Source organism: Chloroflexota bacterium, assembly GCA_026708035.1.
Taxonomy (GTDB): Bacteria; Chloroflexota; UBA11872; order UBA11872; family UBA11872; genus JAJECS01.
The window spans coordinates 1-16,009 of sequence record JAPOVQ010000030.1; the positions used below are offsets into that span (position 1 = coordinate 1).

A 16,009-nucleotide genomic window follows, 5' to 3' on the forward strand; every position below is an offset into this window, starting at 1 on the left:
GGCGGTGCCGAGGCCCTTCCCCACGCGCCCCGCCCCCAATAATTCAAAGGTCTCCCACGGGAGAGGGAGCGGACGAGGGAATGACGGACCAAATTTGGGCCATTACCGGAAGCAACGGGAAATTCTCGTGGTAAGGTACCCAGGCGCGGTCGTCGGAGTGATGGTCGCGCGGCGGGAGGCATGGAGCGTCAGTCCGTGCGCCGTGTCTCCGCGGTTCTGTTGGTCGCATTCGTGGTCGGTGTTGGCGTGCAGAGCGCCTGCGTCGGCGACCGCGTTGAGCAAATTCCGACCGGCCAGGCCCTAGTCGTTCCCGCCCCCGGAGCTGCCTGGTTCCGCGTCCCGGAGGCGGCCGCTCCCGGACCGGCCGGGGAGCCATTCAACATTCCGGCGCCAGCATTGACCGCGCCAGTCACTCCCCCACCGATCGCCGGGTGGTCTCAGACGTCCAGACCAGCCGAAACGGCATCGGCCGTTTCCACACCAACCGCCGGGTGGTCCCGCACGTCCACGCCGGCTGTCACCGCATCAGCCACTCCCGTACCATCCGCCGCGCCGTTGCCCACCTCCACGCCAGCCGTGAGCGCATCAGCCACTCCCGTACCAACTGCCGCGCCGTCGCCCACCTCCACGCCAGCCGTGAGCGTCGCAGCCACCCCCACTCCGACCGCCGCGCCGACTCGAACCCGCGAGCCGGACACGGGTTCACGGGGCCCTGGCTCGCGGGCGCCGCGATCGGAGGTTCCCGGACTAATCCCAGTGCCGGCGCTTGGCAACCCCGAGGCGGAGTGCGAGGCCCTCGCGGATAGCTACACCGCCGCGCACAAGTTCTATCAGGCCGGCACCGCCACGAGCAGCACGGCGTGGAATGACTACCTCACCGCTCACAACTCCGGCCAGGCCGATCCCGCCAGGGTCGCGCGGCTGCAGCAGTCGTATGAACGGCTCTCGGCGAACCTCGATCGCTCGCTGGCGACCATGGCCGCCAGCGAGCAAGCCGCGCACGACCTCGAGGCCGATCGAAGAGGAAAGTGCGATCTCGATCAGGTCGCAGGCCAGCGCTACCTCGGCTTGCCACCGCCGCAAGGCTGAGCGCACCGCTGCCGGCACGGCGACCCGTCCCACGCGCCGGCCCCTCCGTCATTCCGGTCCTTCGGGATTCGTCATTCCGGCCTGAGCCGGAATCCAGTACCACAGGACCAATCAGCCGCGCGTAGGGGCGACGCATGCGTCGTCCTTCCCTCTTACGCACACGTCACTTGTGGGGAGTGGGCTAGAGCCTTCCCCAGACTTAACCCGGCGGTAAGGGTGATCCGAGCCTTGGACGTGGGATGTCGACCGTTTCTGCAATGGGCTCCAAATCAGGCCCGTCCGACCTCCCCGCCGGTTTGCCGGGGCTAACCGAGGACGCCGGGATCTCCGATCCAACGAACGTTCCGGGAAGCCTGGCTTGCTGCGCGGCAGAATCTCTCGTCGGCGGTCCACAACTCGCAGCCAAACTCTTCTGCCAGCGCCAAGTAGTGGGTGTCGTAGACCGCGCCCTGTTGAAGTTCGGTTGCCAACTCCAGGGCTCTGACGTGTAGCTCTTGCGTCTGGTGCAACTCAAGCCGCGAGCTAAGCAACTGCGAGATCATGCGAGCGGAGTCTCCGACGCTCAACTGGTCGCGAATCACCCTTCGATGGAGCGCGTTGGCGACTTCGAAGGGCAGCAGGTAGGGAGCGGCCGGGGTGACCTCATCGTCATGCCATGCACTGAGAATCGCCAAAGCCCTGTCAGTGTGCTCCTCTCTCACCAACCACTTGACGGCCACGCTCGCATCGACGACGACATGTCCGCTCACGCCCACCGCTCCATCTGGGCATCCCTAATCTCGCGAACCTCGCGAATCAGGTCGACGGAATTTCCGGGTAGAGTCTTTTCCCCGAAGATCTCCGTCTGAAGTTCTGCGAACCGTTCGTGGTCGGGCTTGTCGGACAGCAATTCGCTCGCGCCGTTGGCCTCGTCCCTTGTCAACTCCCGATCGATAGCGGCCTGACAGTACCCACGCATGCTGACGCCCTTGAGCGCGGCCATGACCTTCAAGCGGCGCTGAAAGCCGGCCTCCAGGTCCAGGGTCAATCGCTTCTTCCGGGCTGGCATGGGTGCCCCTTCCCGACGATACGGGTTATCACGAAGCATAGTGCAAATACGGAAAAGCGTGTACGCCCAACGAATCTCGAATGCGCAGACCTTCGACAGCCTCACAGTTAGCGCCGACCACCCGTTGGATCACCGAGTTGCCACAACGAACCAGCCCGAAGCTTCACCGCGCGCCCCGCTCTAGCTCAGATCGGTACCTCGGTGATGCACAGCCCGTCGTCGTTCACGTCCACCACCAGGAATCCCTGTTGGGCGTTGGCGTGCGGATTGGATTGATCCGGGCCGAGGGTTATCCAGGTCGATGGCGCCGTTTCGCTCCGAATGCCATTCACCGTGTCGCTCGTGCGCCGATGCACGTGACCCGAGAAGACGCCCAGCACGCGGTCGTGGCGCTCCAGGACGGCCATGAGAGCGGCAGCATTTGTCAGCATCACGCGGTCCAGCCAATCGATGCCAATTGGATGGCAATGGTGATGGACGAACAGCACGGCTGACTCACCGCTACGGGCGTCCAACGTGCCATCGAGCCAGGCGAGTTGCTCGGCGCCCAGACGCCCCCCGACGGCGCCGCCAACAGGGTTGGAATTGAGCACCACCAGCAGCACCCCGCCGCGGACGAGCGCGTAGTAGCCGCCGGGCGCTCCCGCGGGCTCGACGTCATTCGGGAGCGCGAGCGCGTCGGCCAGCATCCTGCCGTCGTCGTGATTTCCCTGCACGAAGAGTTGCGGCATGGCTACGTCATGCGTGATGCGCACGAATTCGGCATAGGCCGCCGGGCTGGACGTGCTCGTCTGGTCGCCCAGATGCACGACGAGCTGCGGCGCCGGACGAACGCCGGCCAGCGCGCGAACCGCCGCTTTCAAATTCTCGCGTGCGTCCGCGCCATGCTGCGGCGGGGCGCCGGGCGAGATCATGTGGGCGTCGCTGAGGATGGCGAAGCGCAGGTTGGGCGACTGAGCTATGGCGCGGCCTCCGGTCCACGGTCCACGAAGTCGCGGTAGAACTCGCGCACGCGGTCGGGATCGAGGCTGTCCATCGGCTCCTGCCAATGCCAGGCCACCAGCATGAACTTGGGCGCCAGTCCCGCATACGGCATCGCGATCAGCTTCACCTCGCCGAATGCCCCGTTGGGAAGGTCCTGATGAATGGCCTCCAGCTGCGGCACCACCTCGTCACAGTCGGTGTCACAGCGATACAGCACCGCAATGGCCCCGTGCTCCAGGTTGTGCACCCACAGACCTTCCTCGACCGGCTCTTCGTAGACCCCGTAGGGCGCGCCGATGGGGTAGTGGGTTCCTGACGCCGGGGGAACGTTGGCGTACTCAATGGGCGTCCCCACGGGGACGTGCAGGCGGCCTTCGTCGTCGATCCGGACGCGCCGGGCGGCAACTTCGGCGGACGGCGTGTTTGAAACGATCAAGAGAACGATCAGCGCGGCGACGCCGCCCACCGCGAGCAACACGCCGCTGCCAATCAGCGAGCGCCGCAGCCAGCGGCGACGTCGCGCGATGCGCTGCCGCTCTTGACGCGCCTCCCGGCGACGTTCGAGTTTGACCGCCGCCCTGGACCCGCGTCGCCTCGCCACGGCGTCTCCCGTCTGACACTTGGTTCATGCGATTGTGCCACCGGCTGCTTGGCCGGCCGGGACGCGGAAATACGGGCGCCCACGAGAGGCGCCCTTACATCGCCCGCCGGGGGATGAAGCCACGTCCCTCGGATGGCCACATGCGTAAGCGCCGTTTGTGGTGAGCCCTTCGGCAAGCTCAGGACAGGCTTTGTCGAACCATGAACGGCGCCCTTCGACTTCGCTCAGGGCGAGCGGATAATGGCGCCAGGCACCACCAGTGCACATAACGCTCTGAGAGGACCACCGCGACATGCCTGCCACCGCAGCCGCCGGATTGATCGGCCTGGGCGTCATGGGTCGAAACCTCGCCCTCAATATCGCCTCGCGCGGCTTTCCCCTCGCGGTCTACAACCGCACCTACAGCCGGACCACGCATTTCCTGGAGCGCGAGGCGTCCGGCACTGACATCCAGGGGGTCGAGAGTCTGGAGGACTTCGTCGCCGCCCTGGAGCGGCCGCGGCGGGTGATCCTAATGGTCGATGCCGGCCGCGCCGTCGATGCGGTGCTCGACCAGCTCATCCCGCTACTGGATCCCGGCGACACTATCGTGGACGGCGGAAACTCCTTCTACGCCGATACCGAGCGCCGCATCGACGTGGTCGAGGGCGCCCGGATGCACTACCTGGGAACCGGCATCAGCGGCGGCGAGACGGGCGCGCGCTACGGCCCCTCAATCATGCCCGGCGGCGACGAGGATGCGTATGCGCGTCTAGCGCCCATCCTCACGCGGATCGCGGCACAGGTGGACGACGGCCCCTGCGTGACCCACGTGGGGCGCCGAAGCGCTGGACATTATGTCAAGATGGTCCATAACGGCATCGAATACGGCGACATGCAGCTCATCGCCGAGGCCTACAGCTTTCTGGCCGCGGCGGGCTATCGACCCGACGAGCTGGCCGGCATTTTCGCCGCCTGGAACGAGTCCGACCTCGAGTCCTATCTGATTGAAATCACGGCGGACATCTTCAAGGTGCGGGACGCCGAGGGCGACGGTTTCCTGGTCGATGCCATTCTCGATCAGGCCGGCCAGAAGGGCACCGGTCGCTGGACGTCACGCGACGCGCTCGATCTGGGGACGCCAATCCCAACCATCGACGCCGCCGTGTGGTCGCGCCACATCTCGGCGCTCAAGGACGAACGCGTCGCGGCGGCGCCGGTGCTCCGCCCACAGGGCGCCCCGCGGATCGAACGCTTCGATGGCCTCGTCGAATCCGTGCGCCTGGCGCTATACGCCGCCAAGGTGTGCTCGTATGCCCAGGGCATCTCCCTGCTGCGGGCCGCGTCCGAGTCCTACGCTTACGAGCTCGAACTCGCCGAGCTGGCGCGCATCTGGAAGGGCGGCTGCATCATTCGCGCCCGTTTGCTAGGAGACATCCAGCGGGCATTCACCGCCGACCCGTCGCTGGTGAATCTCTTGCTGGACGAGGAGTTCCGTGCGCAGTTGGCCGAAGCAGACGAGGGCTGGCGCCGGGTCGTAATCAGCGCCAAGAACGCCGGACTGCCGTTCGCCGCCATGAGCGCTTCGCTGGACTACTACGACGCTTACCGCTCCGACCGTCTGCCGATGAACCTCACGCAGGCCCAGCGCGACTACTTTGGCGCGCACACCTACCGGCGCCTCGACCGGGATGGCGTGTTCCACACGCAATGGGAGGAAGGGGCAGAGACCGGCGCCGCCGGCAGCGATCCGGTCGACTCCTAGCACGGCGCGGGCCGGCCCCATGTCGCCTAAGGTGTACCGAGGCGTTCAGGGCAGCCACACAGGGCTGCCCCTACATCAGCCGACTCCTGGCCCCTCGGTGGCCGGTTTCCCTGTAGGGGCGCCCCTCGTGGGCGCCCGTTTGCTTCCGACTGCCTGTGGCCCCGGCATGGTGCGGTGCTAGGCCGACATCGCTAGAGGGCCGACTTCGGAAACCGGGCGTAGGCGCTCACTGGCACGCCATAGCCCCCGGCTTGGCCCAATCTCAGGTCCACGGCCGCCCCCGAAAGCATGCGGGCCTGGGTTGGCGTCACGCCGAGGTCGCGCACCAACCGCTCCTCCATCGCGGACGTGGCCTGTCGCAGCGCTTCCGTGAGGTCGTCGGCGACGCCCACGGTCATCACATGCGTGGCCGTCTCGAACCAGGGCCGTTCCAGGGACTCACCGCGCAGCACGTCCAAAGTCACGTCGATCTCGGCGGTGATGTTTACCCCGGAGTGCGCCTCGGCGTCGCCCATGGTGGCGTGGACGTCGCCGATGCCGAAAAGCGCGCCCGGCGCTCGCACCGGGAGATACACGGTCGTGCCCGCGGCGATCTCGTTGAAGTCCAAATTGCCGCCGTGGTCCCCGAGGCTGAGGGTCATGATGCTGCCCCCGGCCGGCGCCACGCCAATCGTGCCCACCATCGGGCGGGCCGGCAGACGGACTCGGCCAGCGAACCGGACGGCTTCGCCTTCCACGTCAAAGGGCTCAATTCCCGGATCCACCGGCCGATCGCCAAGGATGCCAGTGCCCGGCAGCGCCGCCACGTATCCGCGCGGCGCGAGCCGAATCGCCTCGATCGCCACCCGCAGCGTGTCGCCGGGCGCCGCATCCCTCACCCCGATCGGTCCCGTGCACGGGTTCATGCTGCCGGGGGTGCGTCGGCGGGCAAAGGCGTCGACATCGAGGTCGTCGCAATGCCCGTCGTAGGCGTCTCGGGCCTCGACGGTGAGACGGGCGTGCGACGGAACCCAGACGACCGGCGACGCGTCGGCGTCGAATTCGCAGGTCGCATGGCGCGCGGAGATGCGCTGGCGCTCTACTTCTGAATTCACAGGGCCTCCTTCAACGCCCGCGCGGCGCTGGCGGTCATGCCGTCGACGGTGGCGAGTTCCGTCGCCGATGCTTGACGAATCTGATCGAGCGACCCGAAGGCGCGAATCAGGGCCCGCTTGCGCTTCGGGCCGATGCCCGGGATTTCGTCCAGGATCGATCGCCGCCCCTTCTTGGTGCGCAGCTTGATGTGAAAGCTCACCGCGAAGCGATGCGCCTCGTCGCGAATTCGCTGCGCGAGTCGCATGCCATCGCTGTCGTGGGGGAGCCGAATCGAAGTCGAGCGTCCGGGAACGAACAGCTCCTCGTGCTGTTTGGCGATCGCGGCCAACGGCATTTCCGCCGGATCGATGGCGAACTCCCGGAACACATCCAGCGCCGCGCTCAGCTGGCCCTTCCCGCCGTCGATGAGCACCAGGTCCGGCGCTGAACCCCATTCGCTGCTCGAGCCCGCCGTCACGTTGGTCGGCGCGGGCAAGTCCGTGTCAGGGTCCATCTCCCGCAGCGGGACAACAGCCAGCGCACGCGCCCCCAGGCTGGTGTCGGAAGCCTCTCCGGCGACCTTGGTATAACGCGCAAAGCGGCGTCGCAGCACTTCCCGCATGGATTCGAAGTCGTCGTTGCCCGGCTGGTTTCGGATCTTGAAGCGCCGATACTTGCCCTTCTTGGCCACGCCGTCCTCGAAAACCACGAGCGAGCCCACAACCAAGGACCCTTGGATGTGGGAGATGTCGTAGGCCTCGATGCGCCGCGGCAGACGCTCGAGCCCCAGCGCCGTGCCGATTTCGAGCAGCGCCTGCCGAAGCTTGCGGCCGGAGTTGAGCCAGCGAGCCCGCTCGATCTGCAGCGTGTCGCGCACGTTGCGGGCGGCCATGGCCACGAGCTTTCGCTTTTGGCCGCGCTGCGGGGCGCGGACCTCAACCTTCGCGCCGCGCAGGGTGCTCAGCCACGCGGCCAGCGGCTCCGGATCCGAAAGCCGCGCCGATGTGAGCACCAAGAGCGGCACCTCGGGCGCGCGGTCGTAGTACTCACGCACGAAGTCGTCGAGCATCTCGGCGTCCGTCTCCTCGCCCGTCACCGCCAGCTCGTAGGCGCCGCGCCCGATCATCTTCCCGCCGCGGATTCGTAGCACGGTTGCCTGGGCCTCGCGCCCCTCGCGCGCCGCGGCGATGACGTCGATCTGGCCGCCGCGCAGATCGGTGATCTTCTGCTCGGCGACGACCTTGTCAATCGCCTTGAGCCGGTCGCGATGCTTGGCGGCGGATTCGTAGTCGTGGGACTCGGCGGCGCTCCACATTTGGGCCGTGAGTTGCTCCACCACGTGGTCGTAGTCGCCGCGCATGAATCCAACCGCACCGTCCACGACCGCCGCGTACTCCTCCACGGTGCAATAGCGCGTGCAAGGCGCAATGCACAGGCCGAGGTGAAATTTCAGGCACGGCCGTGGGATCGGCGTGCCCATGTCGATGGTGCACGTGCGGTAGGGAAACAGCCGGTTGAGCAGCTTGAGCGTCTGTCGCACCGATTTGGCGCTGGTGAACGGTCCGAAATAGAGCGCGCCGTCCCTGAGGATTCGGCGAGTCGTCCCGACGCGCGGGTACGTCTCACCGACCGTGATCTTGACGTAGAGGTATCCCTTGTCGTCGCGAAAGGTGACGTTGAATGGCGGACGGTGCTCCTTGATGAGGTTGTTCTCCAGCAAGAGGGCCTCGACCTCGGAATCGGTGACGATCACCTCGAGATCTGCCACGCGCTGCACAAGGGAAACCGTCTTGGTCGAGTGGTCGCCGCGCCGGAAATAGCTGCGCACGCGGCTGCGGAGGGAGCGCGCCTTGCCGATGTACACCACGTTGCCCTGCGCGCCACGCATGAGGTAGACACCGGGCGCGTCGGGCAGCCCGGCGAGCTTTTCTTCAACGGCGGCGCTGACCGCGGGGGTCACGCTGGGCAATCTCCTTGTCTGGCACGAGAGCAGGCGTTTCCTGGGTCGATTCTAGTGCGATGACATCGCGACCGGCCTTCGGCCCGACCGAGAATTGACGGGAAAGCGCACGGGAAACGCCGCCCGCGCGGGTAGAATGCCGCACAGTCGACCGGTTTCGTGGGTCGCCGAGCCCACGCGCGCGTGAACTACCTGCGTCTGCGGACGATCCTGTTCGTTCTGGGGATCGTTGTCGCCAGCATTTGGCTCTTGCAGTTTCTTTGGGGACTTGTCGGGAACTTCGCGGCCTTGGTCGTGACGCTGCTGCTGGCCTGGATCATCAACCTCATCGCGCTGGAGCCCGTGCGATTCATGCGCCGCTTCCGGATACCACGGTTGCTGGCAGCCACCATCGTCTATCTCGTGATCGCCGGTATCACCGCCCTTTCCGCCTTTTTCATCCTGCCGCCGCTGTTCGCCGAAATCGGCCGGGCCGCCGGAAACCTGACGGCGGGCGCCGCGAATGCCACGCAAATCCTTGAGAACCTGCGCGCGCAGCTGCTGCAATGGGGCGTGCCCCAGGACACCGTGACCGAGGTGGTCACCGGCTTCAATGCACAGATCATCACGCTCGGTCAGGACATCGCCGCCGGAATCTTGGCGTCGACGGGAGCCGTGCTCGGCGGGCTCGGTCTGGCCATCCTCACCTTGATCATTTCGTTCTACATCCTGCTGGGATGGGATATGAACCTGCAGCGGCTGCGCCGCGAATTGCCCGCCGAGTGGCGCGCGCGATTCGACCGCGGCATTCGCTCCGCCGAGCGCACGTTCGGCGGCTGGCTCGGCGGCCAGGCCGTGGCGTCGACCATCTGGGGCGGCGCGGTGGTCCTGATCTTCTTCATCGCCGACATGCCGTTCGGCCTACTGGTTGCCGTTGCCACGGGCTTGCTCATGTTCATCCCGTTCGTTGGCCTCGCGGCCGGCATCGGACTCCCTATCGTGATGGCCCTAACCATTCGCGTCGATCTGGCGATCTGGGTTGGCATCAGCGTGGCCGTGCTCTCGCTCGTCATCGAGAACATCGTCAAGCCGCGGGTCATGGGCACCGCCCTCGGGGTCAATCCGCTGATCGTGATTCTGAGCGTGATCATTGGCGGGGTAGCGGCCGGATTCTGGGGCATCGTGTTCGGCATTCCGATCGGCGCCCTAATCTGGACGTTCCTGCGCTGGGGCGCCCTCGAGGTGCTCCACGCGCAAGCCCGCCTGCATGAGCACCCGGACGAGCCGGCGCCGCAGCCAGCCGCGGCGCCGGCGGAGGAAGCCGACGGTGCCAACGGCGCCACGCTGCCCGAAGAGGCCAAAGAGCCTTCGCAAGGGGTTCGCGCATAAGGTCGCTCGTCCGGATTCTCAAATATGTCCGGCCGCATTGGCGTTGGGCGCTGCTGTCGCTCGCCATGTGGGGCGTCGCCACCGCCATGGACCTGCTGATACCGCAGGTCATCGCGCGCGTCATCGACGAGGGCATTGGGGCCGGCGACCGGACGCGCCTCGCCGCGCTGGTGGGCCTGACCGCCGCGCTCATCTTCGTGCGCGGCGCCGGGTTCTTTTTCACCCGTATGACCATGCGGGTGTACGAAACGCGGGTGGCGTCCCGCATGCGCCTCGACTTCTACGCGCACCTGCAGCGCCTGCCGTTCAGCTACTACGACCGCGTGGACAGCGGCGACATCATTACCCGGGCCGTCAGCGACCTTAACCGCGCCCGGATGTTCGCCGGCGTGGGTGTGACCGAGACGGTGCGCATTCTCGGGCTATACGTCGCGATCATCGTGGGCATGGCCGTCACCAGCGCCACGCTCACGCTGATGATCGTTCCCGTGCTTGTGGTCTTGGCGGGCATGTCCATTTGGTACGGGAGCGTGGTGCGACCCATGTGGCAGCGCATCCAGCAGCAGCAAGCCGCCCTGACCCGGGTACTGTCGGAAAACCTGAACGGCGTGCGGGTGGTGAAGGCGTTCGCCAAGGAGCACGCAGAAATTGAAGCCTTCGACCGCTCGGCCAGCGACCTGTTCGACCTTTCCATGCGTCCCGCGCAGCTTCGCGCGCGGCTGATGCCCGCCATGCTGGCCGTCGCCGGCATTGGCACGGTCATCGTGCTCGGCGTCGGCGGACGAATGGCGCTCGAAGGCGCCGTCTCCGTGGGCGTGCTGGTGGCGTTCTACTACTACTTCGCCCGGCTGATTCCGCCCACGCAGCAGCTGGGATTCGTGGTGCAGCGCATTGCCATCGCCATCGCGTCGGGGGGACGCGTCTTCGAGCTGCTGGATGAGCCCGTGCGTATTGCCTCGCCGCCAAACGGTCACGCGCCGGACCGGGTGGACGGCCGGGTTGAGCTTGACGGCGTGAATCTGTCCTACGGCCGCCGGGAGCCAGTGCTGCGCGAAGTCAACGCCGAAGTTTCGGCAGGCTCGGTCATAGGAATCGTGGGGCCCACAGGGTCCGGCAAGAGCAGTCTGGTCCAGCTCATTCCGCGTTACTACGACGCGACCGCGGGCACGGTGCGGCTCGACGGCGTCGACGTGCGCCAATTCGACCTGGCGACCCTGCGGCGACACGTGGCCATCGTCCCGCAGGACGCCATGCTGTTCTCGGACACCGTCCGAAACAATATCGCCTATGGCGATCCCGGGGCGGACACCGATCGCATCGTCGCCGCCGCGCGCGACGCCCAAGCGCTTGACTTCATCGAAGACCTGCCCGAGGGATTCGAAACCGTCGTCGGGGAGCGCGGCGTGGGACTCAGCGGCGGCCAACGGCAGCGGGTGACCATCGCCCGTGCGCTGCTCACCGAGGCGCCGGTGCTGATTCTCGACGATGCGACGGCCAGCGTGGACACGGAGACCGAACGCCGCATCCAGGAAGCCCTGCGGGCGCGGGCGCGCGGGCGCACCACGTTCGTCATTTCCCAGCGCGTCAGCTCCGTCCAAGGCGCCGACCGGATTCTCGTCATCGAGGACGGCCGCGTGACCGACCACGGCACGCACGACGAGCTGGCCGCCCGCCCGGGCTTCTATCACGACCTTGTGCAGCGGCAGCGTCACTCCGCAATCAATTCCCAAAGCTCCGGGCGCGCAGCCGCCCTTCCGGACGAGAGGTAGCGCGATGGCCCTGAGCGGCGCGAACGCCCGCGGCACGTTTGCCGAGGAGTCGGCGGAAGTTGCCGGCCTCGGCGCCCGTGTGGCCCGACGGCTGCTTGGACTGCTGGCCGCCGACCGCCGTCGCATGAGCATCGCGCTCACGGCGCTCCTGGCCGTCGCCGGGTTCGGCGTGCTGCAGCCCATCATCATCGGACGCGCGATCGACGACGGCGTACTGGCGAATGACGGGAACGTGCTGCTGTTCGCGGTCGTCGCCTACGCGGCGGTGACGCTCGGCCACGGAATCGCCCTGGGCGTCCAGCGGCAGTTGACCGCACGTCTCGGGAACCAGCTGCTGCATCGCCTGCGCACGGGGGTCTTTCGGCAGTATCAGCGCCTCTCGCTTGGATTCTTCGACCGCCAGATCACCGGACGCCTGATCAGCCGCGTCGTGTCGGACATCGAAGCGATCGGCGAGGTGCTCACCGAAGGCGTGCTTGGCGCCGCGGCCGACGTGGCCATGCTTGTCGGCATCTTGGTGGCCATGAGCCTGCTGAGCTGGCAGCTCACCCTGCTGTGCCTGGTGGTGACGCCGCTGCTGTACGTCAGCGCGCGGCTCGTGGCCGCCCTGGCGCGTCGGTGGTACCGAACCATGCGAGCCCGCACCTCGACGCTCAACGGCGTGCTCGCCGAGTCAGTGCTCGGCATGCGCATCACGCAAGCCTTTGCCCGGGAGGCGGTGAATCTCGAGCGTTTCGACGTGGTCAACCAGTCGCAGCTCCAGGCGCAGCTCCGCACATTCACCATCTCGTCCGCCACCGTGCCCGTGGTCGAGGTGTTCACCGCCATCGCCACCGGCCTGGTGCTCTGGTTCGGCGGCAGCTTCGTGATTGATGGGATTGACGGGCTGACGGTGGGTCTGGTGGCCACGTTCGCGCTGTTTATCGAGCGCTTCTTCGCCCCAATCCAGGAGCTCGCCGCACGCTACGAAACGCTGCAGGGCGCCCTGGCCTCGGGTGAACGCGTCTTCGAGATCCTGGACATCGAGCCGGAGATCATCGACGCCCCCGACGCGCAAGACCTCGGGGAAATCAGGGGGGAGATCCAGTTCAGGCAAGTGAATTTCGGCTACGACCCCGAGTCGCCGGTGCTCCACGACTTCGAGCTGCACGCGCGCCCGGGCGACATGATCGCGCTCGTCGGGGCGACCGGCGCCGGCAAGACCACCGCCATCAACCTGCTGTTTCGCTTCTACGACGTGACGTCAGGCTCGATCACGGTCGACGGTCACGATGTGCGCCACGTGACCCAGCAATCGCTCCGACGGCGCATGGCCCTGGTGCTGCAAGAGCCAACGCTATTCAGCGGAAGCGTCCACGACAACATTGCGTATGGCCGACCGACGGCAACGCGCGACGAGGTTATCGCCGCGGCGAAGGCGGTTGGGCTGCACGACTTCGTGGAGTCGCTGCCGTTTGGCTATGACACGCAGGTCGAAGAGCGCGGCGGCGGCCTCTCGATTGGGCAGCGGCAGCTGGTGTCCTTCGCCCGAGCGCTGCTGCTGGATCCGCGCGTACTGGTGTTGGACGAGGCGACGAGCGCCGTGGATGCCCAGACCGAGGCGTACATTCAGCGAGGCCTCGAGACCCTCATGGCCGGCCGGACGGCCATCGTGATCGCCCACCGCCTCTCGACGGTGCAGCGGGCAACGGAGATCGTCGTCCTGGAACACGGGCGAATCGTGGAGCGCGGCACGCACGACGAGCTGCTCGACCACGGCGGTCTGTATCACGGCCTGCATACGCTGGGTCTTGGCACGATGGACGAGCTTGACAGCGCCACCGCGCGCCGCGCGGCCAGGGATTCATGATGGTGCCCGGAGGCTGGAATCCCATTTCGGCTCCTCTGGATCACCTCATCGCCCCGCCGCGGACGGTTTCGGAGACCTGCGCGCTGCTCGTACTGCTGCACGGGCGCGGGGCCGACGCGCACGACCTTCTGCCACTGGCGAACGAACTGGGTCGCGAAGACCTGCTGGTGGTGTCCCCGCAAGCGCCCTACGCGCTCCCCGGTCCATTCGGCATCGGCTACGCGTGGTACGACATGCACGACATTGGCGATCCCGATCCCGTGACCTTCGAGCCGAGCTTGGCCCGGCTGCGAGAGTTCATCGATGAGGTTGTCGCGGGCTACCCGGTCGATGCAGACCGCGTATTCCTGCTCGGCTTCAGTCAAGGCGCGGTGATGTCGCTGGCCACGGCCTCCACCGATCCCAGGCGATTGGCCGGCGTCGTCGCGCTGAGTGGGTACCTGCCCGAGTCGGTGGTATGCGCCGAAGGCGGAAGGCTCGACGACCTGCCCGTCTTCATCGGACACGGCAATGCCGACCCACTCATCCCCGTGACCGAGGGCCACAAGGCCCGAGACGTCCTGATCGCCAAGGGCGCCGACGTCACCTACCGCGAATACTCAGTCGCCCACCGCATCGCTCCCGAGGAGCTGAACGACATTCGTGGGTGGCTCAATGCCCGGCTAGACGCGGCCCCGCCGCGGGAGCCCTCGGGCCGCGGCTAGTCCGCCGGGGACTCTTCCTGCTCGCCGCGCACCATCAGATGCAGCTCGTCTAATTGCTCCGGCGCCAGCGGCCCGGGCGCTCCAAGCATGAGGTCGAATCCGGCCTGGTTCTTGGGAAACACGGTGACGTCGCGCAGGTTTTCGGTGCCCCCAAGGAGCATCGCCAGCCGATCCACGCCCATCGCGATGCCGCCGTGCGGCGGCGCGCCGTAGGTAAACGCGTCCAACATGTGGCCGATGCTGTCATCAATCTCCGCGTCGCTGTAGCCCATCACCTGGTAGATGCGCCGCAGGTCCTTGGCGCGATGGGCGCGGATGCTGCCGCCGCCGATCTCGTGCCCGTTGCAAATCAAGTCGTATTGCTTGGACAGCGCGCGCCCCGGGTCCGTGTAGAGAAGATCGAATGAATCGTCGGCCGGCGAGCAAAACGGGTTATGGCTGAACGTGAAGCCCCCGGTTTCCTCGTCGATCTCGAAGAGCGGAAAGTCGATGATCCACACGAACGCCAACTGGTTCGGCTGGATCAAGCCCAGGGCTCGGCCCAGATGCAGACGCAGGGCCCCGAGAGCTTCGGCCACGACGGGCGCGGATCCGGCGACGATGCAGACAAGATCGTCCTGGTTTGCGCCGGCGTTCCGCGCCGCCTCGCGGAGCGCGTCCTCGCCGAAGAACCGGACCAGCGGTGAGCGGATGGAGCCATCGTCGTTCAACGCAATAGTCGCCATGCCAGCCGCGCCGGCCTCTTGCACGATGTCCTGCAACGCGCTCACCTCGCGCCGCGAGTAGCCGGCGATGCCGGGCGCCACCACGGCCTTGACCTGTCCGCCGTCGGCGACGGCGTCGTCGAACGCGCGGAAGCCGCGACCGGAGACATCCGGGGCCACGTCCACCAGCTCGAGGCCGAAGCGCACGTCGGGTTTGTCAGTGCCAAACCGGCGGATCGCCTCCGCGTGAGTGATTCGCGGGAACGGAACCTCCGCAAGCGCCTGCGACGACAGCTTGTCGACGATGTGCAGATACAGCGACTCAATGAGTTCCAGCAGGTCCTCGCGCTCCACGAAGGCCATCTCGATGTCGAGCTGGGTGTGCTCGAACACGCGGTCCGCCCGCAGGTCCTCGTCCCGGTAGCAGCGCGCCAACTGGAAGTAGCGGTCCAGTCCGGCCACCATGATCAGCTGCTTCATCTGCTGGGGCGACTGCGGCAGGGCGTAAAAGTTCCCGGGATGCAGCCGACTGGGCACGACGAAGTCACGCGAGCCCTCGGGCGTGCTGCGGACGAGCGTCGGCGTTTCCAACTCCAGGAAATCGCGCGCCCACAGATACTCTCGCATCTCGCGCACGACCTTGTGGCGCAGCTCGATGAGCTCACGCAGACGCCGCCGGCGCAGGTCCAAATACCGGTAGCGCAGCCGGACGCTTTCGTCCACGTTCGTCTCGGCCGTGATCTCGAACGGCGGCGCCTTGGACTCCGCCAGCACCGTCACGGCCTGCACGCCAAGCTCGACGTCGCCCGTGGCCAGGTCGGGATTGGCGGTGCCTTGCGGTCGCTCGCGAACCGGTCCGGACACGCTGAGCACGAATTCCGATCGCGCGCGGCTGGCGGCCGCGTGCGCTTCCGGCGCCTCGTCGCGGTTGATCACGATCTGCGTGATGCCGTAGCGGTCGCGCAGGTCGATGAAGATCAGCCCGCCCTGGTCGCGGCGACGGTGCACCCAGCCGTTGAGCGTGACGGCCTGGCCGGCGTGCGCGAGTCGCAATGCGCCGCACGTATGCGTGCGCTGCGGCCACGTGGCGCGCAGCGGAGCGGGTCGTTCAGCAG

The 16,009-nt window shown here is 66.9% G+C and carries 14 protein-coding genes; 6 read left to right on the forward strand and 8 right to left on the reverse strand.

What is annotated here, in order from left to right:
* Positions 1 to 437 precede the first annotated feature (437 nt).
* The gene (locus tag OXG33_12405; protein ID MCY4114717.1) at positions 438 to 653 is read right to left on the reverse strand and encodes a hypothetical protein; all 216 of its coding nucleotides are present in this window, start codon (positions 651 to 653) and stop codon (positions 438 to 440) included.
* Positions 654 to 756: 103 nt separating this feature from the next.
* On the opposite strand from OXG33_12405, the gene OXG33_12410 reads away from it, so the two are divergent.
* Positions 757 to 1,089, forward strand: coding sequence for a hypothetical protein (locus OXG33_12410; protein MCY4114718.1), 333 nt, complete (start codon positions 757 to 759; stop codon positions 1,087 to 1,089).
* Between the two features lie 305 nt (positions 1,090 to 1,394).
* Here OXG33_12410 and OXG33_12415 read toward each other — a convergent pair whose 3' ends face one another.
* The 4 genes from OXG33_12415 to OXG33_12430 all read right to left on the reverse strand — a co-directional run bounded on the left by OXG33_12415 (position 1,395) and on the right by OXG33_12430 (position 3,722).
* A complete protein-coding gene (locus tag OXG33_12415) occupies positions 1,395 to 1,838 on the reverse strand; it encodes a type II toxin-antitoxin system VapC family toxin (protein ID MCY4114719.1) in 444 nt (147 codons plus the stop codon).
* Entirely contained in the window at positions 1,835 to 2,137 is a 303-nt protein-coding gene (locus OXG33_12420) for a hypothetical protein (GenBank protein MCY4114720.1), read from the reverse strand. The genes OXG33_12415 and OXG33_12420 overlap by 4 nt, the downstream gene beginning before the upstream one ends.
* Before the next feature lie 185 nt (positions 2,138 to 2,322).
* Positions 2,323 to 3,186: a metallophosphoesterase family protein gene (locus OXG33_12425; protein ID MCY4114721.1), complete on the reverse strand. Its 864-nt coding sequence runs from the start codon at positions 3,184 to 3,186 to the stop codon at positions 2,323 to 2,325.
* Positions 3,096 to 3,722 carry a DUF3105 domain-containing protein gene (locus tag OXG33_12430; GenBank protein MCY4114722.1) on the reverse strand — a complete coding sequence of 209 codons (627 nt, stop codon included), beginning with the start codon at positions 3,720 to 3,722 and terminating at the stop codon, positions 3,096 to 3,098. Before OXG33_12430 ends, OXG33_12425 begins: the two co-directional genes overlap by 91 nt.
* Before the next feature lie 292 nt (positions 3,723 to 4,014).
* Between OXG33_12430 and gndA the strand changes: the two genes are divergently transcribed.
* A complete protein-coding gene (gndA, locus tag OXG33_12435) occupies positions 4,015 to 5,466 on the forward strand; it encodes an NADP-dependent phosphogluconate dehydrogenase (protein MCY4114723.1) in 1,452 nt (483 codons plus the stop codon).
* Between the two features lie 191 nt (positions 5,467 to 5,657).
* On the opposite strand, the gene OXG33_12440 is transcribed toward gndA, so the two are convergent.
* Positions 5,658 to 6,560 (reverse strand): acetamidase/formamidase family protein, encoded by a 903-nt coding sequence (locus OXG33_12440; GenBank protein MCY4114724.1) that lies wholly within the window; start codon positions 6,558 to 6,560, stop codon positions 5,658 to 5,660.
* On the reverse strand, positions 6,557 to 8,500 hold the full coding sequence (gene uvrC, locus OXG33_12445) for an excinuclease ABC subunit UvrC (GenBank protein MCY4114725.1): 1,944 nt from the start codon (positions 8,498 to 8,500) through the stop codon (positions 6,557 to 6,559). The genes OXG33_12440 and uvrC overlap by 4 nt, the downstream gene beginning before the upstream one ends.
* A 159-nt stretch (positions 8,501 to 8,659) precedes the next feature.
* On the opposite strand from uvrC, the gene OXG33_12450 reads away from it, so the two are divergent.
* The 4 genes from OXG33_12450 to OXG33_12465 all read left to right on the forward strand — a co-directional run bounded on the left by OXG33_12450 (position 8,660) and on the right by OXG33_12465 (position 14,190).
* Complete coding sequence (locus OXG33_12450) at positions 8,660 to 9,868, forward strand: AI-2E family transporter (protein MCY4114726.1); 1,209 nt, start codon at positions 8,660 to 8,662, stop codon at positions 9,866 to 9,868.
* A gap of 86 nt (positions 9,869 to 9,954) precedes the next feature.
* Positions 9,955 to 11,637, forward strand: coding sequence for an ABC transporter ATP-binding protein (locus OXG33_12455; protein MCY4114727.1), 1,683 nt, complete (start codon positions 9,955 to 9,957; stop codon positions 11,635 to 11,637).
* Between the two features lie 4 nt (positions 11,638 to 11,641).
* Entirely contained in the window at positions 11,642 to 13,486 is a 1,845-nt protein-coding gene (locus OXG33_12460; protein MCY4114728.1) for an ABC transporter ATP-binding protein, read from the forward strand.
* Positions 13,483 to 14,190, forward strand: coding sequence for an alpha/beta fold hydrolase (locus tag OXG33_12465; protein MCY4114729.1), 708 nt, complete (start codon positions 13,483 to 13,485; stop codon positions 14,188 to 14,190). The genes OXG33_12460 and OXG33_12465 overlap by 4 nt, the downstream gene beginning before the upstream one ends.
* Here OXG33_12465 and aspS read toward each other — a convergent pair.
* Entirely contained in the window at positions 14,187 to 15,989 is a 1,803-nt protein-coding gene (gene aspS, locus OXG33_12470) for an aspartate--tRNA ligase (protein MCY4114730.1), read from the reverse strand. The genes OXG33_12465 and aspS overlap by 4 nt on opposite strands.
* Positions 15,990 to 16,009: the final 20 nt, after the last annotated feature.